Genomic DNA, 24790 nt, shown 5'->3' with positions numbered 1-24790 from the left:
ATTCAAAGGCTTGAGGGGAGACAAAATACCCTGAAATAGATATATGGCAAGTAGTTTAGCAATTTATGGTAAAAGAAAAAGAGCATTAATTCGCATTCAAAACGTAGTTTAATGCTGCCTGGCGACTTTTACCTAATTCAGTCATCAGCAATTTAACCCTCGCATCTACCTCTTCAATAGAGACTTCACCTTTTTGGTAAGCAACTTCTAACTCATTTAACTTGCACCAGTATTCTTTGGTATCTTCCACAAGGTTAGGAAACATAATTGAAGATATATTTAACAATATTAACTTTCATTACGATTATATCTTGCCAGCTAAAGCAGATGGTTCTGTCGATTTGGTGATATTTTTCCGAAGATCAAGGGTTGAGCTATATAAGTTGAGCTATATAAATAGACGCAACAAGCGTAGAGGATATTATTGTTTCCCAAGGTTTCCGTCTGCTGTAGGCTAGGGCAGAGTTAGGATTAATCTTGATGGCTTGGTTATAATCGGTGATTGCCCTTTGTTTGTCTCTCAATTCAGAGCGGGCAATACCCCGGTTGTAATAGGTATTGGCAAAGTTAGGATTAATCTTGATGGCTTGGTTGAAATCAACGATCGCCCCTTGCAAGTCTCTCAATTCAGAGCGGGCATTTCCCCGGTTATTGTAGGCGTTCGCGTATCCGCCCACCGGGAGCAATGCGATCGCCAAAAGTCTAAGCTTCTCTTCGAGACGCTTCGCGAACGCTTCTCGCCGCCCCCGCCTCATCCCTGCCTAAGTAACAATCGCGCCTCCACAGCTTACGATTGCTCCTTGGGGTAATGGTGCATTTATGTTTGCTTGACCAAATTTTGATAACCATTGGTTAACACGCATTCAGCCAAGGGTGTTGTATTGAGCTTGGTTTATTGCGCCTAACCCTTGTAGAAGAGTGAAAGTTTAAAAGTTTTTCGCTCTTTTTGCGTAAAGTGCAAAACTTGAACTGAAGAGTATTACATAGCGAACGAATTATATGTAAAGCGGGGGGCAACAGTTTAAAACTCCCATATTTATTTTTTTGCAAGCGCTGCTCTGGACTCCTTGCTCCAGGGCAGTTTTTTATTGTACAGGTGGTCTTTTTTGAGTCAAGCACCCGTTGACAGCAATTGAATTAGGAGGGTAATACCTTGTTTACTCGTAGAAGCAGGAATGTTGCGCGGAGAGTCCGTAAAAGCAGAGACTCTAGGTGTAGCAAGCATAAGCCTTGATCACCAGTAAAACTTTTAGTACAGGGATTTAAGCAATGGCAAAGATTCAGCAGACTTGGCAACGTAGGCTGCACTTTTATCCTTAAAGGTTGTTTGAAAAGGGTCGGCTTGAGCCTCAAGTGCGACTCAGAGGCGCGATCTCAAATCCCAAAATTCCGATTCTCTCGTGGCAGTTTCTCGGTAGCCAGGGTAGTTAAACACACATTTGAAGATTTTTCAAATATCCTCCAATGCACAAACTAATTTATTAAAAATGGTGTACTTATGAGCAACAATCAATTATCCAACAGATATAACGACAATAGACTGTACCTTACGGGGGGACAAAAAGGGCTAGGATGCCGATAGGATAAGCCTCATAGCTCTTTCCCCTTGTTGATAATACTTACGCTTATTAGGAGCTAGTGTCATTAACTTAGCTACTAATTCATAAGAATTTTCCATAAAATCAACCCAGTTAGACCCATATAATCCAATATAAAAACTGCTATGACGGCGAATTGTCCGCCCAGATTCTTTAATTCTACCGACATATTTTTGAACACCCATACGTTTAATTTTTTGACCAGATATAGTTGCAGAGGTATAAGCAAGTGAGATTAATAATATTAATGAAATTAGCCGTTGTCCTGATACATTAGTATCTTCTAAGTTGTAACCACCACTCTTAAAATCTCTAAACATTTCTTCAATATCAAACCGTTTTTTATAAGCTTTAATACTCGACTCTAGAAGTATCAAAATGGCGTTGTTGCATGAATAGAGAAAAATGGTAAATTTTACTTATTCCTTCCTACCTCTACTAATCCCCTCCTAGTTTCTTAGTTGGACTATGAAGACGAAAGCCAAAACTAACTACAGAGTCCGTAACTGGCAGGAATATGATGCGGCGCTCAAGCAGCGAGGGAGCCTGACTTTCTGGGTGAGTGAAGAAGTAATCGAACAGTGGCGCAACGAAAAGAAAACAGGACGGAAAGGAGCCTCCAACTATTACAGTGACGTGGCGATCGCTACGATGGGAACTGTACAATCGGTATTTAACTTAGCAGGGCGGCAGACGGAAGGATTTCTAGAATCACTGTTTATCTTGATGGGAATTGAGTTGAAGGTACCAGATCACTCCACCCTATGCCGTCGTTTGAGCAATTTATCGGTGGAACTGCCCGTAATCCCAAAGGATGACGCAATCCATGTTGTAGTGGATTCAACTGGGGTAAAAGTGTATGGTGAAGGAGAATGGAAAGTTCGCACACATGGGGTAGGTAAACGACGGACGTGGCGGAAGTTGCATCTGGGAGTTGATCAAGGAAGCGGAGAGATTTTGGCTGCGGTGGTGACTACTAATGATGTAGCTGATTGCGAGGTACTACCCGACTTGTTGGAGCAGATTGACTCCAATATTGAACAAGTATCTGGTGATGGCGGTTATGACACAAACAAAAGTTACGACACAATCACTCAACGCCAAGCCAAAGCAGTGATTCCACCTCGCAGTAACGCTCAGATTCAACAGCCTCATAACTCTGAACTGCCTCCACATCAAAGAGATGAAAATTTGCGTCGGATACATCAAATTGGTCGCCAGCAATGGAAGCAAGAAAGTAGATATCATCGACGTTCTTTGTCTGAAACAGCTATGTTTCGACTAAAAATTATTTTTGGGGGTAAGCTAAGACGACGCTTTTTTGACAATCAAGCTGTTGAGTTATTTCTGCAATGTGCTGCACTTAATCGCATGATTCAGTTAGGCAAGCCAGATAGCTACAAAGTGGAAAAATAATTACTAACTCTGCTAAGAGTTGGTGTGCCTTTTTTCTGTTTCATGCAACAAAGCCTTTCGGATATGTCATGATATAGATTCCTTGAATGTAAGGACAAAGGGCAATCGCGCTAAGTTTTTCCAGGACTAGTGATTGCCCTCTGCTTTTTATATTTTACCAACTAATAGTGGGTAATACAACAGATGGTAAGATAAGAGTTGGTTATGTGATAAACATTTACAATAAATACTATTAATAGATAGACTTCTGAGAGTGGGTTAGTCTATTTATATGAATTCAAATTATGGCTGTGGAAGTAAGACTTAAAGAAATTAGAAACGCCAGAGGGTTTTCCCAAAACGAACTAGCAAGACGACTGGAGATGTCATTGACTAATGTTCAAAAAATTGAATATGGACAAGCTAAGTCAATACCTTTAGATACGCTGGATAAGTTGTGCAAAATTTTACAATGCGAAGTTGGTGAGTTACTAGTTCGTGTACCGGACGATGATGAGGAAAACTCACAACTACCCATAAGTACAATTACTCCAGCCACGGAGCAAAATAGTCCTGTAGATGAGTCTAAATCTCAAAGCAACAAGAAAGCAAGAAAATCTGTCGGTAGTATATTGTTGCCATTTGAAAAAAGGTCAGCATGAAAACTAAATAGAAATTTATTTAAAAAATAATTGTCAATCCATTAACTACTGTACAGTTCATTGACTAGGACAAAGTAACTGCTGGTTCAACAGAGGTGATGTTAGCTAATACAGTTACATAATGGCAGAACTCAATTCCTGCTTAAACACTGGCAAATTAAAGGTGGAATGATGAACAAACCACCTCGTAAACGCAAAAAAGCCACCTCTGGCGCATCTTGGGGGGCTACAAAAAGGGCTAGGATGCAGATAAAATAAGCCTCATAGCTCTCTCCCCTTGTTGATAATACTTCCGCTTATTAGGAGCTAGTGTCATTAACTCAGCCACCAATTCATAAGAGTTTTCCATGAAATTGACCCAGTTAGATCCATATAATCCAATATAAAAACTACTATGTCGTCGAACAATCCGCCCAGATTCTTTAATTCGGCCGACATATTTTTGAACACCCATACGTTTAATTTTTTGACCAGATATAGTTGCAGATGTATAGGCAAGTGAGATTAATAGTATTAAGGAAATTAACCGTTTTCCTGATGCATTAGTATCTTCTAAGTTATAACCACCGCTTTTAAAATCTCTAAACATCTCTCGGAGGCGGAGTGTCTCCGACTCCGCTCAATATCAAACCGTTGTTTATAAGCTTTAATAGTAGATTCTAAAGTATCAAAATTAGTGAGAATAAACCAGCCCTCCTCAGGCGCAACTCCAAAACGTTTCTGCTTCCATTTACCCGCAAGATTAAAGCTAATAAACCCTGTAGTTTTTGTATATTTAATGCCTTGATAAAAGAACGAGACTCCAGGTGATAAACCGGAATTTTTTAATTGGAGCCAAATTTCTGGTTCTATTTCTATAAAAGCATCTTTTTTTATACGTAAACAAAAGTACACTTTCTGCTCTGTAAGCCAGTTAGCCAATTTCAATGAACAGAATTCGCGGTCTCCTAACACAACGGTTTTATAATCTTTAAAAAGGGGCAGTGCTTTATTAAAAACAACTTTTTGTTCATCAAAATTACTTGAGCCTAATTTATTTAATAACTCAAAGTATATTGGAATAGCCCTTTTATCCCAAACCACACTAATCATTAACAGATTAATACACCCCCAATTAGTCCTGTCAATCACTACATAAATAACTTCATTTAAGGGAAAATATATCTCTAACCAGCTTTTAATAATTGGGAACCAAATTTCTTCAATAGTTATGTAATTTAATGACAAAAATCTTTGAACTCTCTTTCTTCTACTTTCAAAAAATATGGGAATAGGTAAAGCAGTAGCTAGTGCTTCAATGCTAACAGTTTTAATAGATTGTAATAAATTTATCAGGATTTTTAGTAATAAATATTCTGCACGTCCCAATTCTCGCTTAAGGTTTGTTTCGTAGAATTCTGGTAACATTATCATTAAATAGAGCTTGTTGAGAATGAATACTCTTTTTCTTTTACCACAAATTGCTACACTCTCTATTGTATGGGCATTCTAGACCATTTTGTCTCCCCTCAAGCTGGCGCATCTGCCGATTCAGTTTCAGCAGCTAACTCTACAAATGAGGATATTCCTCAGCAAGAAGACCCAGGTTCAGCAACAATTACGGTTACTGCTGTCGAAGTTCCAGAGTTAACCGAGCAGGAAATTAGCGATCGCTTACTCCTGGAGAGGAAAGTGGAGCGGGCGTTTTTTGAAGCGGGGAAGGCTTTGATGGAACTCCGCGATCGCAGATTATACAGCACTTACGGCAGCTATGAGGTACATCCCCAAATCTGAAAGCTTTGAAAGGAGAGGGCAAGGAGAAAAACTGTATTGCATAATAGCCGGAAGCGCTGTATCGTTCCACGCACAAAACCTTTGAGGAGTATTGCCGTTCACGGTTTGGTTATACACGAATGGCAGCAACCTATAAAATTGCTGCCGCGACAGTTATGGAGAATTTGTCAACCATTGGTTTACAGAATGCGGAAATAACCACAGATGGTTTACAGTCTCCAAAAATGTCAACCATTGGTTTACAAAATGTCGAAATGTCAACCATTGGTTTACAAATACTGCCGACCAACGAACGTCAAGTACGCCCCTTGGTTGCCCTAGAGCCAGAAGTCCAGCGCACTGCATGGCAGCAGGCAGTGCAAGTTGCTGGCGGTAAAGTGCCAACTGGTAGAATCGTCAAAGATGTTGTACAGCGCATCATGGAACGAACCCAAGTACCCAATACCTACCAAATTGGCGAGGTGTGCCAAATACTAGCAAAGGACAACCCCGAACTGAGAGGCAAAGGTGGCTGTTGGGCAATTGTCAGCGCAGTGAATGACTTTAGTTGCACCGTGAGAATGTGGGATGGCGAGTACGCCGTTGGGTTGCAGCACCTGAAATCATTCAACTACCTGCCTGCCGAATGTGAGCAGATGCAGTTGGTGTGCGATCGCATCAGTAGGCTACGGGAAAACGAGAACTTGGAAGAGGCAGCCCATACTGTGCTGAAGCACTTGGGGGAGTTGAAGCGACCGTATTTGACAGCGTTTGAGGAAGAGCTTTTGAGCTTTATAGAGGGAAAATATTCATTGCAGGAATGACTAGCGCCCGCACAGGATTGCACCAAACAATTTACCAGATGCGGTATGGCTTGGCTAGTGAGCAACTGTTAGTACGACAGATTGCAGTACTGGCGAATGTGCTAATCATGATGTAGGGCTACAAGCTGAGGGCGGGGTAAGTTTACTTGCGCTTGCGTCCCTATAAGAATTTGATTTGAGAGATGTGAATGGAGGGATACGTTGGCTAATGGTAGCAGACAGGGGAGCGATCACCTAAGCCAGAATCACAAAACTTGGTTAAAATCTACATTTCGCACTTCATCGTGTAATATACAAAGATATCCAACATCTGGCTAATAGTTCTTAAATAAGAATCAAAAATCAACAATATTCAATGGTATTAATACTTAAGTATTGAGCATTCTTAAGGAATTTTCTTGAATCTCGATGTATGACATAGCTATTAAAGTAAATTCTTTGTTAAGTACCAATGCTTGCATTATTTGTCTAAATTGTCTGATGTCTAGTGATAACGCAGATTGAAGCGTCAATCTACTTGTACCCATCTAGAGGAGTTGCCAATGTTCTACCGTCTCAAATTTTTCACCATTGTAACTCTAGTGTTTTCATTGACATACACCGTCGGTGCTGCTCAATCAAGGACAGGGGAAATTGTGCAAGTATCTCCGAAAGCAGAGACGCAAACCACGCAACCTGGCACAGAAGGGCTGGTGCATCTGTTGCAATTAGGCGAACGCCAGTTAAATAAAAATCAGTTTCAAGAAGCTTTAGGGACATTTCAAGCGGTTTTAACTGTTGTCAGACTTATAAAAGAACGCCAACTCGAAGCGAGAACTCTCCACAATATTGGGATAGTATACCGTGAAATGAAAAACTACCCTCAAGCTTTAGAGTTTTATCAACAAGCTTTAGCTGTTCGCATAGATGTCGGCAATCGCCGTGGGCAAGGCATAACTCTTAATGATATTGGCTTAGTCTACTATAACCAAAAACAATATACTAAAGCACTGGAGTTTTATCAGCAAGCTTTAGCTATTCATAAAGAAGTTGCTAACAAGGCAGACGAGGGAACAACCCTTGATAATATTGGCTTAGTCTACTATAACCAAAAACAATATACTAAAGTACTGGAGTTTTATCAGCAAGCTTTAGCTATTCATAAAGAAGTTGCTAACAAGGCAGACGAGGGAAAAACACTCCACAATATTGGGGTAGTATACCGTGAAATGAAAAACTACCCTCAAGCTTTAGAGTTTTATCAACAAGCTTTAGCTGTTCGCATAGATGTCGGCAATCGCCGTGGGCAAGGTATAACTCTTAATGATATTGGCTTAGTATACTATAACCAAAAACAATATACTAAAGCATTGGAGTTTTATCAGCAAGCTTTAGCTATTCATAAAGAAGTTATCAACAAGGTAGACGAGGGGACAACCCTTGATAATATTGGCTTAGTTTACAATAAACAAAAGGATTATCCTAAAGCCTTAAATTATTATCAGCAAGCTTTAGCTAATCGCCAGGAACTTAAGAATAAGGTAGGGCAAGCAAATATTCTCAAGCATATTGTTGAAGTTTATCAAAACCAGTATCAGTATCCTAATGCCCTAAAAGTCTTGAACCAAATATTAGCTATTCGTCAAGAAAATGGCGATAAGAAGGGGCAAATCTCTGTTTTACTTGATATGGGAAATATTTATAAAGATACAGGAAAATATGCAAAAGCTTTACGATATTTTGAGCAAACTTTAGCTATTGCAAAAACTATAGAAAATAAAGAAGAAAGAATTAAGTATGAGTTTGTGGCTCGTGGCTTTATGGCGGTATTAAAGCCATATCTAGGTCAAGTTATGCAATTTTCTGATTTTGTTCCTGAGCCAGTATCACCAGTAAATAAAGATGAAATTGATAATTTCTCTCAAACTTCTGATTTCAATCAGCAGGTGGATGTAATTGCTAAAGAAGTGGGAGCGAATGGGAAAGATATTAAAGGATTAGTAGACTATTCAAACGAACGCATAGCTTCTTATCAGAAAGATTTAGATAATGCTGCCAAACAAGGTAAAATTCCAGAGACATATATACTTTATAATAGTGGTAAATTTTATAATGCAATAGGGCAATATAACAGAGCGCAAAACTTTTACCAGCAAGCTTTAGCCGCTAGCAAACGTAGTGATGAGAAGGAGCAAGGTGAAATACTTAACTATATTGGAGTAACTTATTATAATCAAGGAGAATATATCAAAGCCCTGGATTTTTTTCAACAATCAGTCATGAATTTGCAATCAACTGTAGATATTGCAGCACAAGGATTTGCTCTTAATAACATGGGAGCAACTTACAGCGCTTTGGGACAAGATGCCAATGCCGAAAAAAAATTATTTAATGCTATTAATATTTTTGAATCTCTACGCTTAGGATTAACTGATGATCAAAAAATATCAATTTTTGATGCACAAATTCGTACCTACCGCAACCTCCAAGAAGTTCTAATTGCTCAGAATAAAAGCAAAGAAGCGTTAGAAATTTCTGAACGGGGGCGTTCTAGGGCATTTGTGGAGTTATTGACTTCACGCTTGTCTGGCAAAAATATAAGTCAGATCGTAGAAAAACCTACACTATCACTGCTGCAAGAAATTGCCAAACAACAAAATGCCACTCTCGTTGAATATTCTATTATTGGTGATGGCTTCAAGATTCAGAATAAACAAGAAACTCATAAATCAGAACTCTACATTTGGGTAATCAAGCCCACTGGTGAAGTTACTTTCCGCAAAGCTGACTTCAAACCCCTATTGCAACAACAAAATATTTCTCTAAGAGATAAAGTTGCTCAAACCCGTCAGTCGATTGTTCAAGGTGTGAATGTTACTAATCGTAGTCATAAGATCACTCTCACACCAGGAGATCGCGTTAAGTTTAATGACGATGATCCAGACTGGGAAGCTTGGCAAGTAGTATCAGTTGATATTAAAAACGGCAAAATCACTATCCGCTTGCCCTCTTGGGAAGCAGAGAAACCAGCAATAGAACGTCCAATAGCTGATGTAGCGAAAAAAATTGGTATAAATAGTTCTGGTGCAAACGCCAAAAACTTACAGTTACAGGAACTTTACCAGCTACTTATCCAACCAATTGCAGACATACTGCCAAAAGAGGAAACAGCCCGCCTCATCTTCATTCCGCAAGATGCTTTATTTTTAGTTCCTTTCCCAGCATTACAAGACCCATCAGGGCAATACTTAATTGATAAACATACTATCCTTACCGCCCCTTCCATTCAAGTATTAGTATCTACTCATAAACTGCGGCAGAAAGTTCCAGGTTCAGCCAAAGATATTTTGGTAGTTGGCAATCCCACAATGCCCAAGATTTCAAAAAACCCTGGAGAATCACCTAAGCAGTTAAGTGCGCTTCCTGGTTCAGAAAAAGAAGCTCTTGCAATTGCTTCCTTCTGGAAAACTCAAGCTTTGATTGGTAATCAAGCTACTAAAAATGCAGTGTTGCAAAAACTACCACTAGCTAAAATCATTCATTTGGCAACTCATGGTTTATTGGATGATATCCGAGGATTGGGAAGCTCTATCGTCTTTGCTCCCGAAGGACAAGATAACGGTTTATTAACAGCAGAAGATATCCTAAACTTATACACAGCACCCCAAGGTTCTACCTTAAGTGCTGAATTAGTTGTCTTAAGCGCTTGTGATACGGGACAGGGTAGGCTAACAGGTGATGGGGTAATTGGGTTATCTCGTTCCATAATTGCCGCAGGGGTTCCCAGTGTGATAGTTTCTCTGTGGTCGATACCCGATGCACCCACTGCTGAGTTAATGACCGAATTTTATGAAAATTTCCGCAAAAATCCTGATAAAGCCGATGCTTTGCGCCAAGCGATGCTGACGACGAAGAAAAAACATCCCAATCCTGCTGAATGGGCAGCTTTTACTCTGATTGGGGAATCAAAGTAACCCAATTTTAACCTCAATATAAAATGAAGAAATTGTATAGAGGCTAGGGATAATCTACTAATCGGTTAATACTGGTGATAAGTGCTTTATTTGTCGCTTATATGCACTCAAAAAACTTTGTTCTTGGTATTGTCTCTTTTGTGGTTGCTCTTTCAACTGCTTTTTCGTTTAATTTATCTGCACTATTTTTTACGTTACAGGTGTCAGCGCAAACCTTAGATGAACGTAAAGCGGAAGCAGATAGACTTAATCAACAGGGTCTTAAGCAGGTTGATGCAAGTCAATTTGAAGCTGCCTTGCAATCATTCCAACAGGCACTGACTTTGTATAGATCAATCAAAAATGACCAAGGTGAGGGTTGGGCATTAGGAAATCTGGGATGGGCATATTTAAATCAGGGCGACTACTTTAAAGCAATTGATTACTCTGGGCAGTGGTTAGTAATTGCACGAGCAATCAAAGACCGTACCAGCGAAGGCAAGGCATTGGGAAATCTGGGATGGGCATATTTAAATCAGGGCGACTACTCTAAAGCAATTGATTATTCTGGGCAGTGGTTGGTGTTTGCGCGAGAAACAAAAAAGCCTAATTTAGAAGCAAGGGCGCTACTGAATCTTGGAGCAGCTAATGCTGGACAAGGAAATACAGCTAAGGCGATTGATTATTATCAGCAGAGTTTAGTAATTACACAGGGTGCAAGTTACACCAATTCAAGAGAAAATCAAAATCGTGAGGTAGAGTTAAAAGCTTTATCGGGTCTGGCAAATGTTTATGTTTTGATTAAACATTATCTTAAGGCTATTGAGTCATTGGAGAAGAATTTAGTTATTGTTCGGCACATTAAAGATAAACGAGCAGAATCTCAAGTCTTAGCTAGTCTAGGAGAGGTTTACATTGTTGCGGGGAATAACAGCAAGGCTCAAGCGTCTTTTCAGCAAGCATTAGCGATCGCACGAGAAAATAAGGATTTTCAACTAGAAACAGCACTATTGCAAGCAATATCATTTGCTCAAAGCCCAAATAATTCCCGAAAACCGGAAGCAGATAGAATCTTTGCTCAAGGTATTCAACAATTTAAAATCAGCCAATTCAAAGCAGCATCAGAGTCATGGGAACAAGCACTATTAATCTATCGAGAAATAAAAGACTCTATAGACGAGGTAAATACACTGATTAATCTCGGTATTACCTACGATAACTTGGGAGACTTTCCAAAAGCGATTAAATACCATCAGCAGTCCTTGGCGATTGCACGAGAAATTAAATACCGTAAAGGCGAAGCACAATCACTCTCAAATCTCGGTACTGTCTACCTTAACCAGGGAGATTACCCAAAAGCGATTTATTACCTAGAACCATCCTTAGCGATTGCACGAGAAATTAAATACCGTGAGGGTGAGGCTGATGCGCTGAGAAATATCGGTGTTGTCTATGTAAGCATGGGAGACTTTCCAGAAGCGATTAAATACCATCAGCAGTCCTTGGCGATTGCGCGAGAAATTAAATATCGTCAAGGCGAAGCACAATCACTGTCAAATTTGGGTACTGTCTACCTTAACCAGGGAGATTACCTAAAAGCGATTGAGTTTCAACAACATAGTTTGGCGATCGTGGTGCGAGAAATTAAAGACCGTTTAAGCGAAGGGAAAATACTAGGAAATCTCGGTAATATCTATTTTTTTCTGGGAGAGTATCAGAAAGCAGTTTACTATCATGAAGAGTCATTAAAGATCGCACAAGAAATCAAAAACCGTAAAGCAGAGGGTCAGTCACTGCTAAATCTTGGTGCTGCCAACCTTTATCTGGGATATGACCAGAAAGCGATTCATTTTATTGGGCAGTCCTTAGCGATTGCACAAGAAATTGAAGATCGCCACAGCGAGGGAAACGCCCTTTCAAATCTTGGTGATATCTATTCTAAATTAGGAGATTATTCAAAAGCGATTGATTACGACCAGCAGCATTTGATTGTCGCACGAAAAATTAAAGATCGTAAGGGCGAGAGTATTGCGCTGGGAAATATTGGTCTTATTTATTCTTACCAGGGAAATTATGCAAAAGCGATTGATTATTCTCAACAGTCCTTGGCGATCGCACGAGAAATTAACGACCCTCAAAGCAAAGGGAACTTGCTGAGTAATTTAGGATTTTTTTTATACAAACAAGGAAATCTCAAGTTGGCAGAGAGTATCCTATTTGAGGGGATGAAAGTAAGGGAATCTCTACGACAAAAAAAATTACATGACAACGAAAAAGTATCGATTTTTGATACGCAACGTAATACCTACAGGGTTTTACAACAAGTTTTGATAGCCCAAAATAAAAATGATGCAGCTCTAGAAGTAGCCGAACAAGGAAGAGCGCGTGCTTTTGTTGAGTTACTTGCTTCTCGAATCTCCTTTAACCCTAAAGAGCAATCACCTGCTTCACCGAATATTGAAGAGATTAAACAAATAGCTAAAACGCAAAATGCTACCCTCATTCAATATTCAATTACTTATGATGACTTTAAAGTTGCAGGGAAAGTAGAATTCCAAGAATCAGAACTATACATTTGGGTAATCAAGCCAACAGGTAAACTTACACTTCGCAAAGTTGACCTTAAACCCTTGTGGCAGCAACAAAATATCTCTCTTCGAGATCAAGTAGTCCAAACTCGTCAATCAATTGTTAAAGGAGTGAATGTTGCTATTCGTGGTAATAATATCACCTTTACACCAGGCGATCGCGTTAAACTCAATGACGATGATCCAGCCTGGGAAGCTTGGCAAGTAGTATCAGTTGATATTAAAAACGGCAAAATCACTATCCGCTTGCCCTCTTGGGAGGCAGAGAACCCAGCGATAGAACGTCCAATAACAGATGTTGTAGAAAAGGTGACAAACAGCTCTAGCGTAAACGCCAAAAACACTCAATTACAGGAACTTTACCAGCTACTCATCCAACCAATTGCAGACTTACTGCCAAAAGAAGAAGCTGCTCGTGTTATCTTCATTCCCCAAGATGTGCTATTTCTCGTCCCATTCCCAGCGTTACAAGATCCATCAGGGCAATACTTAATTGATAAACATACCATCCTTACCGCTCCTTCGATTCAAGTATTAGATTCTACTTACAAACTCCGGCAAAAAGTTCCAGGTTCAGCCAAAGATATTTTGATAGTTGGTAATCCTACAATGCCCAAGATTTCTAAAATACCTGGTGAACCACCTAAGCAGTTAGATGCACTTCCTGGTTCAGAAAAAGAAGCTCTTGCAATTGCTTCATTTTGGAAGAGCAAAGCTTTGATTGGCAATCAAGCGACGGAAGAAGTGGTGTTATCAAAGCTACTCAATGCCCGAATTATTCATCTAGCAACTCATGGCTGGTTTGATGAATTTGGGGGATTGGGAAGTGGCATAGCTCTTGCTCCCTCAGCCAAGGGTGACGGTTTACTCAAAGCAGAAGACATTTTCAATTTGTACGCACCCCCACAAGGGTCGCCTTTGCGTGCTGAATTAGTCGTTCTGAGTGCTTGTGATACTGGGCAAGGTCGGTTAACAGGTGATGGGGTAATAGGGTTATCCCGTTCCATAATTGCTGCTGGAGTTCCTAGTGTAATAGTTTCCCTATGGTCGATACCCGATGCACCCACTGCTGAGTTAATGACAGAATTTTATGAAAATTTCCGCAAAAATCCTGACAAAGCTACTGCTTTGCGCCAAGCGATGCTGACGACGAAGAAAAAACATCCCAATCCTGCTGATTGGGCAGCTTTTACTTTGATTGGAGAGTCTGAATAACTCAAGTTTGCTTACCAATAAATAGTTAAGGAGTGTGAAATGTCAGAAGGAAATTCTATTCGGTTAGCAGAATTAGTTTCGTCCTAAAATTAAATTTTCAGATATTTTACTGAGGCTAAAACCGCAATTATACAGGGACGAAGAGTAGTAAAAACAAAGTTAAATTTATAGACCTTGACTAGATGTTCAGATGTCAAGATAAAAATTTTACCCAGGTCACACCATGCTTGCCCGAAAAATCCTCTTAACTTTACCTTTTGCGATTCTAGTTACCGCTTCGACACCTCTCGTGTTTCCAGCGCTATTTAATGTATCGTGGGTATTGGCGCAAACTGCAAATGAGCGGAAAGCAGAAGCAACTCGACTAAATCAGCAAGGTATTAGGCAGTTACAAACCAGTCAATTTGAGGCGGCATTACAGTCTTTTCAACAGGCTCTCTTGATTTACCGGGAAATTAAAGACCTCCCTTGGCAGGGTCAGGCTCTGGGCAATCTGGGAGGAACTTACCTTTCCTTGGGGAACTACCCTAAAGCCATTGAGTACGCACAGCAGACTTTGGTGATTGCACGTGCCATCAAAGATCGCCAAACTGAGGGCAAGGCTCTGGGCATTTTGGGGCTTGCTTACCAAAATATCGGGGACTACCCCAAAGCCATTGAGTACCACCAGCAGTGGTTGGAGATAGCACGCGCTATCAAAGATCGCCAAAGTGAGGGCATGGCTTTGGGTAATCTGGGAGAAGATTACAAATCCCTGGGAAACTATACCAAAGCCATTGAGTACTCTAAACAGTGGTTGGCGATTGCAAAGGAAATCAAAGATCGTCAAAGTGAGGGCAAGGCTCTGAGCAATTTGGGAAATACTTCCCTTTACCAGGGAGAGTATGCCAAAGCTATTGAGTACTACCAGCAGCATTTGGTGATCGCAAAGGAAATCAAAGACCACCAAAGTGAGGGAGATGCACTGGGGAATCTGGGAGTTGCTTACCTTTCCTTGGGGGAGTATGCCAAAGCCATTGAATCCCACCAGCAGCATTTGGTTATCGCACGCTCAATTAAAGACCGCCAAGGCGAGGGCAAGGCACTGGGGAATTTGGGAGTTGCTTACCTTTCCTTGGGGGAGTATGCCAAAGCCATTGAGTCCCACCAACAGAATTTGGCGATCGCAAAGGAAATCAAAGACCGCCAAGGCGAGGGATCGGCGCTTAATAATTTAGGACTTGCTTTCCTAAAATCTGGTAATCTTGCCTTGGCAGAGAAAACCCTAATTAAGGGACTTCAGGTTTGGGAATCTCAACGGCAACGATTAGGCGGTAATGATGCCAATAAAGTGTCAATCTTTGAGGGGCAATCTCGCACTTACCGCACTTTACAACAAGTCTTGATAGCTCAAAACAAAAATAATGCAGCCCTAGAAATTGCCGAACGCGGACGGGCGCGTGCTTTTGTAGAGTTACTTGCTTCTAAATTATCTCCTAACCTCCAACAACAATCACCCACTTCTTCAACAATTGAAGAAATTAAACAAATCGCTAAAGTACAAAACGCCACTATTGTTGAATATTCAATTATTTACGATGAATTCAAAGTTCAAGGTAAACCACAAGCCAACGAATCAGAATTCTATATTTGGGTCATAAAACCCACAGGCGAAGCCAAATTTCACTCAGTTGACCTCAAACCCCTGTTGCAGCGACAAAATATCTCCCTAACAGATAAAGTAGTCCAGGCTCGTGAGTCGATTGTTAAAGGTGTGAATGTTGCTAGGCGTGGTAATAAGATCACTCTCACCCCAGGTGATCGCGTTAAACTCAATGACGATGATCCAGATTGGGAAGCTTGGCAAGTAGTATCAATCGATGTTAAAAACGGCAAAATCACTATCCGCTTGCCCTCTTGGGAGCCAGAAAAAGCACCTATAGAACGCCCAATTACTGATGTTGTAGAAAAGGTTACGAATAGCGCCAGCGCCAACACGAAAAACCCCCAATTACAGGAGCTTCATCAGCTACTCATCCAACCAATTGCAGACTTACTACCAAAAAAAGAAACAGCCCGCATCATCTTCATTCCCCAAAATTCTCTATTTCTCGTTCCCTTCCCAGCATTGCAAGACCCATCAGGGAAATACTTAATCGATAAACATACAATCCTCACCGCTCCTTCCATTCAAGTATTAGATTCTACTCATAAACTCCGACAACGACAAAAAGTAGCAGGTTCAGCTAAAGATGTTGTGGTAGTCGGTAATCCAACTATGCCAAAGGTTTCTTTAAAAGCAGGAGAACCACCTAAGCAATTAAATCCGCTTCCTGGCTCAGAAAAAGAAGCCCTAGCTATTGCTTCCTTCTGGAAAACTCAAGCCTTGATCGGCAATCAAGCTACTAAAAATGCTGTGTTACAAAAACTACGTAAAGCCAAAATTATTCATCTTGCAACTCATGGCTTATTGGATAATATTCAGGGATTGGGAAGTTCTATCGTTTTTGCTCCCGAAGGTCAGGATAACGGTTTATTAACAGCAGAAGAGATTCTAAATTTGTATGCACCGCCGCAAGGTTCTACTTTAAGTGCGGAATTAGTCGTTTTGAGTGCTTGCGATACAGGACAGGGAAAGCTGACAGGTGATGGAGTAATAGGGTTATCCCGTTCTATTATCGCCGCAGGTGTTCCCAGTGTCATAGTTTCCCTGTGGTCGATACCCGATGCACCCACTGCTGAGTTAATGACAGGATTTTATCAAAATCTCGAACATCAACCAGATAAAGCTACTGCATTACGCCAAGCAATGCTGACGACGAAGAAAAAATATCCCAATCCTTCTCAATGGGCGGCTTTTACTCTGATTGGAGAGTCTGAGTAACTCAAGTTTAGTTACCAATAAATAGCTAAGGAGTGTGAAATGTCAGAAGAAAATTCTATAGGATTAGCAGAATTGATTAAGCAGATAAAGCAAGAATTGCTTTCAACAGAGGCAGAAGGAGCCTGATTTTCCAGTTCAAGACTCTCAATTTTCTGATCTTTTTCTTCTGGACTCATAACTGAACATTACCATTATTCTTCCTTGCTTGGAATAATCCCGACCATCCTACCTGGGGAGTTACGATTTTTTACATAAGCTCCGAAATGTGGGAGAGATATATAAGTGTTTAATCTGGCATATACGAGGGGAGACTGTGTATGAATTTTTATCTGCGCTGCTTAAGCGCGTTTACTGCAACTATATTGCTGTCGCAGAGTTTTCCGTTAGAAATGACTGGGAATACCTGGGGAAGTGGTGCGGTTGTAGCACAGACAACAGGTGATCGCAAAGAAGAGGCAGAACGATTATATCAATTAGGTGTTAAACAATTAAATCAAAGTCTTTTCTTAGAAGCTTTAATATCATTTGAGCAAGCTTTAGTAATATCGATACAAACGCAAGAACCTTTACTAGAGGGCAGGATACTAAATAATATTGGCAGAGTTTATTTCAGATTAGGAGAATATCTAAAAGCATTAGATTATTATCAACAATCGTTGAAGGTACGTCAAAAAATTGATGATAAGGGAGGGGTTGGTGCAACACTCGATAACATTGGTTTATTGTTCAACGAAATTGGGGATTATAGAAAAGCTTATGAGTATTATAAAGAAGCTTTAATTGTTACCAAAAAAGCGGATGATAAAGTAGGAGAAAGTATTATACTTAGCAATATTGGTTTACTATACATCAATCTGGGGCAATTCTCAAAAGCCTTAGAGAGTTTTCGAGAAGCTTTAATCATTGCCAAACAAATTGACGACAGATATGGAGAAGCAACAATACTCAATAATGTAGGAATAGTATATGATAAACTTAAACAATCTACAGCAGCTTTAGACAATTATCAACAAGCTTTAGCTATTCGTAGAAAAATTATTGATAAGCAAGGAGTAGGTGTAACACTCCAAAATATTGGAGCGCTTTACTACAACTTAGAACAGATTCCTAAAGCCTTAGAAAGTTATCAGCAAGCTTTAGCTATCTTGAAAGAAATTGGTAGTAAGCAAGGAGAAACTAGAACACTCTCTAATAACCCAAGTTGCGGGTAATAGAATACAAAAGAGGAGATGGAAAGTGTAGGCACAGTAAATAAGGGTTGTACGAACTCCAACCACTATAAAAATGCCATTAGGAATGTTCAGTGTAGTTTAATAGAGAGTAACATTTGCAACTTAGTCAATAAAAGCTTGTTGCAGAGTGTAAGCAAAAATAAAAGCTTGTAACTTCAGTAAAAACCCCTCAAATGTTACGGCATGAAGCGATTTTTGGAAGAAACGAGTGATGCCGCTAAACACGGTTTCAATGTAATGACGAATAGACTGTTTAATGTATTGATTCCACGGTGCATCTTGGCGTTTAGAGTTACTTTTTCGCATGACCTGCATCGAGATTTGACTAGTTTCAATTAAGTCATCTTCCACAGTGTAATCAAGATAGGCAGAATCGGCGTAAACTTGACTCCCAGGCATTAAATTCAAGGGTAAAGCACTCAATCCCCGTATATCTGTTGCGCTAGCTGGCATGAACACAAATTCGACAGGAATACCTGTTTTGGTAGTCAATAACTGTACTCTCACTCCATAAAAATAACGTTTCTTGGATGCGATATAACCCCGATATTCTTCCGAGTGAATTAACTTCGCATTAAAGATGCGAATATTATCACATATTGGTACGGGGAACGAGTCTAAAAGATATTCCGTATCTTCACTAATTTCTTTTAGTGCTGTTCCCATTTGATGAAATAAATCGTTCATCAACATCGATACCTTGTGTAATCGCCGATTAAATCGTGATTTTTCTAACATTCCTGGTATCAAGTTATGGTCTTTCATATAGCTGCAAGCCTTGCTATGATTCCCACCAAAAAACATTGCCGCTATCATTGCCGTGGTGATAATTTCTGCATCACTCATTTCACGACGAATATCCTCATCATGTCCAATCGCCTTCAATAGGTCATCTATGACAGAATAGATAGTAACTATTTCATTTAACATATTTCCCTCCTAATTTTCTGTCTGGAGGGATTTTATTGTTTTTATACCCCTATGTCATCTTTCTTGGTATGTAACTAGCAACTTGAGTTAATATGGGGTTAGTATACGAAAGACAGGGACAGTACAATAAAGCTTTTGAAGCTTATCAACAAGCTCTAATTATTAGTAAAAGAATTGGCGATAAACTTGGCATTGCTATAACACTTAATAATATTGGAACAGCATATCTTACTCAAAATAAATACTATCAAGCTGAAGCAAATTTATTCGCCTCGATAGAAAATTGGGAAACTCTACGAAATGGATTAGTAGATAATGATAAAATTTCCATATTTGAGCAGCAAGAATACTCCTATAGATTTCTACAACAAGCTTTAACTGCTCAAAATAAAACGGATCAAGCGCTAGAAATATCTGAACGCGGTCGTGCTAGAGCTTTTGTTGAGTTAATTGCATCTCGTTTGACAACTACTAGTAACAGCAAGATGAAACCACCAACAATTGAAGAGATAAAAAAAATCGCTAAAATACAAAATGCTACCATAGTTCAATATTCAATTCCTTACTATAACTTTAAAGTTGCAGGTAAACAACAATTCAAAGAATCAGAACTATATATCTGGGTAATTAAACCCACAGGAGAAATTTCTTTTCGCCCTAGTGACCTCAAATCCGTGTGGCAGAAACAAAACATCTCCCTAAGAGATAAGATTGCCCAGGCTCGTCAGTCGATTATTAAAGGTGTGAATGTTGCTAGTCGTGGTAATAATATCACCTTTACACCAGGAGATCGCGTTAAACTCAATGACGATGACCCAGACTGGGAAGCTTGGCAAGTAATATCAGTTGATATTAAGAACGGCAAAATCACTATCCGCTTGCCCTCTTGGGAAGCAGAGAAACCAGCAATAGAACGTCCAATAGCTGATGTAGCGAAAAAAACCAGTATAAATAGTTCTGGTGCAAACGCCAAAAACTTACAGTTACAGGAACTTTACCAGCTACTTATCCAACCAATTGCAGACATACTGCCAAAAGAAGAAACAGCCCGCGTCATCTTCATCCCCCAAGACGCTTTATTTTTAGTTCCTTTCCCAGCATTGCAAGATTCATCGGGGCAATACTTAATTGATAAACATACTATCCTTACCGCCCCTTCCATTCAAGTATTAGAATCTACTCATAAACTGCGCCAAAAAGTTCCAGGTTCAGCCAAAGATATTTTGATAGTCGGTAATCCCACAATGCCCAAGGTCTCAAAAAAACCTGGAGAATTACCTCAGCAATTAGGTGCGCTTCCTGGTTCAGAAAAAGAAGCTCTTGCAATTGCTTCCTTCTGGAAAACTCAAGCTTTGATCGGCAATCAAGCTACAAAAAAAGCTGTGTTGGGAAAACTACCACTAGCTAAAATAATTCATTTGGCAACTCATGGCTTGTTGGATGATATTCAGGGATTGGGAAGTTCTATTGTCTTTGCTCCTGAAGATCAAGATAACGGTTTGTTGACAGCAGAAGAGATATTAAATTTATATACACCAACCCAAGGTTCTACCTTAAGTGCCGAATTAGTCGTATTAAGTGCTTGCGATACGGGACAGGGTAGACTAACAGGTGACGGGGTAATTGGGTTATCTCGTTCCATAATTGCTGCTGGGGTTCCCAGTGTAATAGTTTCCCTGTGGTCGATACCAGATGCACCCACTGCTGAATTAATGACAGAATTTTATGAAAATTTCCGCAAAGATCCTGACAAAGCTACTGCTTTGCGACAAGCGATGTTGACGACGAAGAAAAAACATCCCAATCCTGCTGATTGGGCAGCTTTTACTTTGATTGGAGAGTCTGAATAACTCAAGTTTGCTTACCAATAAATAGTTAAGGAGTGTAAAATGTCAGAAGAAAATTCTATTGGATTAGCAGAACTGATAGAGCAGATAAAGCAAGAGTTGCTTTCAACAGAGGCAGAAGGAGAAAAACCCATACCCTTGTTTAGTGTTGACCAAGTGAGTCTGGAATTGCAAGTGACAGCACGTAAAGAGGGGAAAGCTGGTATCAAAGTCTACGTTGTGGAATTAGGTGGTGGAGGCAGCCGTGATGATGTACAAAAAGTTACTGTCACCTTAACTCCTTTATTGAGTAAAGAAGAGCGAATTGCGCTTTATAAAACACGCTATCCCCAAAAGTGGAAGTTGCTGGAAGAAACTAGTATAGAAGGATTGTTGAAGGGCAGCAATGACGAACCCCTTGGCGACCTCTTAGGCTAAATAGCAAGGATGGCTAATGGAGCTATTAAAGGTATACCTATCTCCGATTAATGAGGCTGATTTCAAAGTCAGTGTCAATGGGTCACGAGTTGGTCAAGCGGAAGCCAACTCAACATTACCTTTTTGGCAAGACGGAATAAACTTGCTGATTACCGTTATCAAATCTCTAGAAGCTATTCGTTTTCGACCAGAGGACTTTCAGCGCTCTGGGGAACAAGATTGGATGGTGCAAGTTGGTCTACTAGTTCAAGATCGAAAAGCCTTTCATCCCTATTTTCTAACAAATATTGGCAAGGCACTGTATCAATCACTTTTTCCTCCAGGCTCTAAACTTGAAAAAGTTCTGCAAAATGCAATTAATTTAGCCCAAAATAACGGAACTCAACTGCATATACAACTGGAAATAGCAGCAGATATATTAGGCTCAACTCGTTTACCTGATTATCCTTGGGAATTAATGCACGATGACCGAGGGTTTTTGACTCAACATCAAGTTACCTTCTCTCGTTACATTACCTATGATGCTGCACCGCCGAAGCTACCATTAATGGAGCAAGTTAACGTTTTGTTAATCTCCTCTGCGGCTTCTGACCCAGAAAATGCTTTGGAAAAGCTGCCACAGCAAGAACAACTTGCAGTACGCAGAGGTTTAGGAATAGCCGAGAAAGAAGGTCATATTCGGCTAGTTGAACTGAAACCCCCGACTTTAAAAGCTTTGCGGGATTATCTGACTGAACATCGGAATGAGACAGCACCTCATGTTATCCACTTTGATGGACATGGCTTGTTTGGTAAATGCTGTAACAATACATTGGATAATGGTCAGTTATGTCGAACGATACATAAAGGTATAAAAATAAACAGCTGCCAACGTTGCCATGCCTCACTTCCTGAACCGCAAGGATATCTAGTTTTTGAAGATGAAACTGGCAAACCAAATTATGTGAGTGCTAAAGAAATTGGTATACTGCTACAGCAAAATAGTTTTACTGATGATTCTAAACAGCTACGTGGTGTGGCTCTAGTGGTATTGAGCGCCTGTCAATCTGGTTTGGCATTAACTGGAACTTCAGTGTTTAATGGTGTAGCTCAAAGCTTAATTGCTCACCGCACTCCAGCAGTCGTAGCGATGCAGTATTCTGTGAGTGTGCCAGGTGCAACAGCTTTTAGTGAGCAATTTTATCGTTCACTTGGTCAAAAAGACCCCTTGGCAATGGCAGTGAGTCAAAGCCGAGAAGCAATGGGTACAGAAGGCAAGCAGTGGTATCGTCCAGTACTTTATCTGCGCTGGCAAGATAACGAAGGCGGTCAACTCTTTGCAGCACCCACTCCAGTTATTTCTACACGAATTAAATTAAAACCCTCTGTTTTTGTTCCATCTGCAAGTTTAGTCATAACAGCTTTGGTGTTTGGAGTACGACTGCTAGGAATACTGCAATCATCAGAGCTAAAGATATTTGACCAGATGATGCGACTGCGCCCAGACGAGAGAATAGATCCCCGGATTTTGGTTGTTACTATTGATGATGAAGATTTAAAATATCAAGATAATCAGGGAATGAAAAGACGCGGGTCGTTATCCGATACCGCATTAGCTCAACTTTTAGAAAAACTAAAACCTCATCAACCAAGTGTGATAGGCTTAGATATCATTCGTGATTTTCCTGTTAGCAACGACCAGCCAGAATTAGCAAACAAATTACAAAATAATGATAATTTTATTGCCATCTGCATAGGTAACGACCTCACAACTGGGGATAAAGGTATTGAACCTCCACCAGAAGTTCCAACAGAGCGTTTAGGTTTTGCTGATGTGGTTGTAGACGATGATAAAATTCTCCGCCGCTATCTGTGGGGTGCAACTTTTAACAGTAAAACTGCTTGTGAAACAGAAGTTTCTTTGAGCCTTAAGCTGGCACTATATTACTTAGCTAAAAAAGGTATTAAACCTGAAACCACGCATTCGGAAGATTTACTATTAGGAAAAACTCGCTTACAACGTTTACAGGCAAGAGCAGGAGGCTACCAAAATTTACACAATGATGGCTACCAAATGCTACTTAATTATCGCTCTCGAAATATTGCCAGACAAGTTTCTCTAAGAAATATTCTAGAAAATAGTTTTGACCCTTCCTGGGTGAAAGACCGAATAGTTATCATTGGCGTTACTGCTAGGAGTGTAAAAGATGATTTTTATACCCCATACAGTCTTAACGAACAGTCAGACCAAATAATGCGGGGTGTATTTGTTCAAGCCCAAATGGTAAGTCAAATTACTAGTGCGGCATTAGATGGTCGTCCTCTGCTAAGAGTACTGCCTTGGTGGGGAGATGTTTTTTACATCTGGCTCTGTTCTTTAGCGGGAGGTGTGTTTGGCGCAGTTGTGTTGCAGAGACTTGCTTGGCGCGATCGCAAAATAATTCTTGTGATTATAAGCACAGGTATTATTTTTGTCATCTCCTATGGCATCTGCTTTTTTCTTTTAATTCATGGCTACTGGCTACCATTTCTTCCTTCTACCATAGCTTTCCTTGCTACAAGTATAATTACGTTTAGCTATATGCACCAATTAGCGTATAAACGCTGTTAAGAAGACAGAAGAATATGTCTGTGTATTTTGTATATATCTTTATTCCATACTTCTATGAAAAAATGATAAAGTTACTTTTTAGACATCTGAGTTTAGCTTTAATTTTCCCTTTAACATTAGGCGCTTATCCTCTTGTTAAAGCAAACCCACGTTATAATAATGTTTTGGAAAATGAAGTTATTTCAAAGCAGTCAAAAAAACAACAGCCTCAAACCCCAGTACCTACAAATACACCTCCAACTTCAGGACTTATTTCCCAGATTATTCGCTTCTTATTACCCTCAAAAGGTGCCCCTGGTAAGCGAAGCTATGCTGCGGCAAGAGCGGATTGTCCAGCGATTGAAAAACCTCTGACGGCTTTAGTTCCAAAGACAAACATTGGTTTAACTATTTCTGAACATCCGACATTCTGGTTTTATATTCCTTACCAGCCCACAGACATAAATCCAGTTGAGTTCTTGCTAATAAATAATAAAAATAATCCGGTTTATAAAACTACTTTTCAGTTAACAAGTACACCAGGAATTATTAGTGTCAACTTACCTCAAAATATACCAGCCTTAGAAATTGGTAAAAAATATAACTGGGTATTATCCTATATGTGCGATCCAGGAAATCGCTTGAAGGATACTTTTGTTAAAGGATATATTCAGCGAGTTTCTATCAACTCTAATGTGAAAAATGATTTAGAGAAAGCAAGCAGACCGAGAGAGCAGATTTTGCTGTTCGCTGAAAATGGTCTTTGGTATGATGCTTTGACGATCCTGGCTAACGAACGCCGTCAAAAACCCAAGGATGCACAGGTAACAAAAGATTGGAAAGATTTATTGCTGTCCTCAGAAGGGGACTTAACAGAGATTAAAGAGATTGTTTCAGAACCTATTGTCTCTTGCTGCCAAAATATTGTAACTCAATAGCTGAAGCACCTGAAGTCCTTCAACTACC

At 39.9% G+C, this 24790-nt stretch carries 16 protein-coding genes and 3 pseudogenes; 13 read left to right on the top strand and 6 right to left on the bottom strand.

Translation table 11 applies throughout. The features are described from left to right. Window positions 1-85: 85 nt before the first annotated feature. The 3 genes and pseudogenes from RRG12_RS13020 to RRG12_RS13010 form a co-directional block, all read right to left on the bottom strand. The gene (locus tag RRG12_RS13020; RefSeq protein ID WP_420759571.1) at window positions 86-265 is read right to left on the bottom strand and encodes a hypothetical protein; all 180 of its coding nucleotides are present in this window, start codon (window positions 263-265) and stop codon (window positions 86-88) included. A gap of 109 nt (window positions 266-374) precedes the next feature. Beyond that, complete coding sequence (locus RRG12_RS13015) at window positions 375-755, bottom strand: tetratricopeptide repeat protein (RefSeq protein ID WP_420759570.1); 381 nt, start codon at window positions 753-755, stop codon at window positions 375-377. Between the two features lie 812 nt (window positions 756-1567). Next, window positions 1568-1966, bottom strand: a pseudogene (locus RRG12_RS13010) (IS4 family transposase); the annotation flags it as partial. A 100-nt stretch (window positions 1967-2066) separates the two neighbouring features. Between RRG12_RS13010 and RRG12_RS13005 the strand changes: the two are divergent. Together RRG12_RS13005 and RRG12_RS13000 are read left to right on the top strand one after the other, a co-directional pair. Continuing rightward, the gene (locus RRG12_RS13005; protein ID WP_420758163.1) at window positions 2067-3014 is read left to right on the top strand and encodes an IS5 family transposase; all 948 of its coding nucleotides are present in this window, start codon (window positions 2067-2069) and stop codon (window positions 3012-3014) included. Window positions 3015-3298: 284 nt separating this feature from the next. After that, window positions 3299-3655, top strand: a complete 357-nt coding sequence (locus tag RRG12_RS13000) for a helix-turn-helix domain-containing protein (RefSeq protein WP_375467179.1) — start codon at window positions 3299-3301, stop codon at window positions 3653-3655. Window positions 3656-3893: 238 nt separating this feature from the next. On the opposite strand, the pseudogene RRG12_RS12995 reads toward RRG12_RS13000, so the two are convergent. Beyond that, window positions 3894-5062: pseudogene (locus tag RRG12_RS12995) on the bottom strand (IS4 family transposase). A 72-nt stretch (window positions 5063-5134) separates the two neighbouring features. On the opposite strand from RRG12_RS12995, the gene RRG12_RS12990 reads away from it, so the two are divergent. The 6 genes and pseudogenes from RRG12_RS12990 to RRG12_RS12965 all read left to right on the top strand — a co-directional run bounded on the left by RRG12_RS12990 (window position 5135) and on the right by RRG12_RS12965 (window position 16829). Then, complete coding sequence (locus tag RRG12_RS12990; RefSeq protein WP_420759569.1) at window positions 5135-5428, top strand: hypothetical protein; 294 nt, start codon at window positions 5135-5137, stop codon at window positions 5426-5428. A gap of 119 nt (window positions 5429-5547) precedes the next feature. Continuing rightward, window positions 5548-6231 carry a hypothetical protein gene (locus tag RRG12_RS12985; RefSeq protein ID WP_420759568.1) on the top strand — a complete coding sequence of 228 codons (684 nt, stop codon included), beginning with the start codon at window positions 5548-5550 and terminating at the stop codon, window positions 6229-6231. Window positions 6232-6773: 542 nt separating this feature from the next. Beyond that, a complete protein-coding gene (locus tag RRG12_RS12980) occupies window positions 6774-10184 on the top strand; it encodes a tetratricopeptide repeat protein (RefSeq protein ID WP_420759567.1) in 3411 nt (1136 codons plus the stop codon). 101 nt (window positions 10185-10285) lie between these two features. Continuing rightward, window positions 10286-11131 (top strand): annotated as a pseudogene (locus RRG12_RS12975) (tetratricopeptide repeat protein); the annotation flags it as partial. Next, window positions 11132-13966, top strand: a complete 2835-nt coding sequence (locus RRG12_RS12970) for a tetratricopeptide repeat protein (protein WP_420759625.1) — start codon at window positions 11132-11134, stop codon at window positions 13964-13966. A 223-nt stretch (window positions 13967-14189) separates the two neighbouring features. After that, entirely contained in the window at window positions 14190-16829 is a 2640-nt protein-coding gene (locus tag RRG12_RS12965; RefSeq protein WP_420759566.1) for a CHAT domain-containing protein, read from the top strand. An 11-nt stretch (window positions 16830-16840) separates the two neighbouring features. Here RRG12_RS12965 and RRG12_RS12960 read toward each other — a convergent pair whose 3' ends face one another. Continuing rightward, window positions 16841-17005 (bottom strand): hypothetical protein, encoded by a 165-nt coding sequence (locus RRG12_RS12960; protein ID WP_420759565.1) that lies wholly within the window; start codon window positions 17003-17005, stop codon window positions 16841-16843. 141 nt (window positions 17006-17146) lie between these two features. On the opposite strand from RRG12_RS12960, the gene RRG12_RS12955 reads away from it, so the two are divergent. Then, window positions 17147-18040, top strand: a complete 894-nt coding sequence (locus RRG12_RS12955) for a tetratricopeptide repeat protein (RefSeq protein WP_420759564.1) — start codon at window positions 17147-17149, stop codon at window positions 18038-18040. A gap of 123 nt (window positions 18041-18163) precedes the next feature. Here RRG12_RS12955 and RRG12_RS12950 read toward each other — a convergent pair whose 3' ends face one another. Then, entirely contained in the window at window positions 18164-18991 is an 828-nt protein-coding gene (locus RRG12_RS12950; RefSeq protein ID WP_069074888.1) for an IS982 family transposase, read from the bottom strand. A gap of 92 nt (window positions 18992-19083) precedes the next feature. On the opposite strand from RRG12_RS12950, the gene RRG12_RS12945 reads away from it, so the two are divergent. Genes RRG12_RS12945 through RRG12_RS12930 form a run of 4 tightly spaced genes read left to right on the top strand, consistent with a single transcriptional unit; the run spans window position 19084 to window position 24762 of the window. Next, a complete protein-coding gene (locus RRG12_RS12945; RefSeq protein WP_420759563.1) occupies window positions 19084-20841 on the top strand; it encodes a CHAT domain-containing protein in 1758 nt (585 codons plus the stop codon). A gap of 39 nt (window positions 20842-20880) precedes the next feature. Next, window positions 20881-21255 carry a trypco2 family protein gene (locus RRG12_RS12940; protein ID WP_375467132.1) on the top strand — a complete coding sequence of 125 codons (375 nt, stop codon included), beginning with the start codon at window positions 20881-20883 and terminating at the stop codon, window positions 21253-21255. Window positions 21256-21271: 16 nt separating this feature from the next. Then, entirely contained in the window at window positions 21272-23845 is a 2574-nt protein-coding gene (locus RRG12_RS12935; protein WP_420759562.1) for a CHASE2 domain-containing protein, read from the top strand. Between the two features lie 14 nt (window positions 23846-23859). Beyond that, entirely contained in the window at window positions 23860-24762 is a 903-nt protein-coding gene (locus RRG12_RS12930; RefSeq protein WP_420759561.1) for a DUF928 domain-containing protein, read from the top strand. The last annotated feature ends 28 nt before the right edge of the window (window positions 24763-24790 follow it).

The organism is Nostoc sp. CALU 546, from assembly GCF_048836525.1.
Note: the sequence above shows the minus strand (reverse complement) of the source record. Positions and strands in the feature narration are given on the sequence as shown.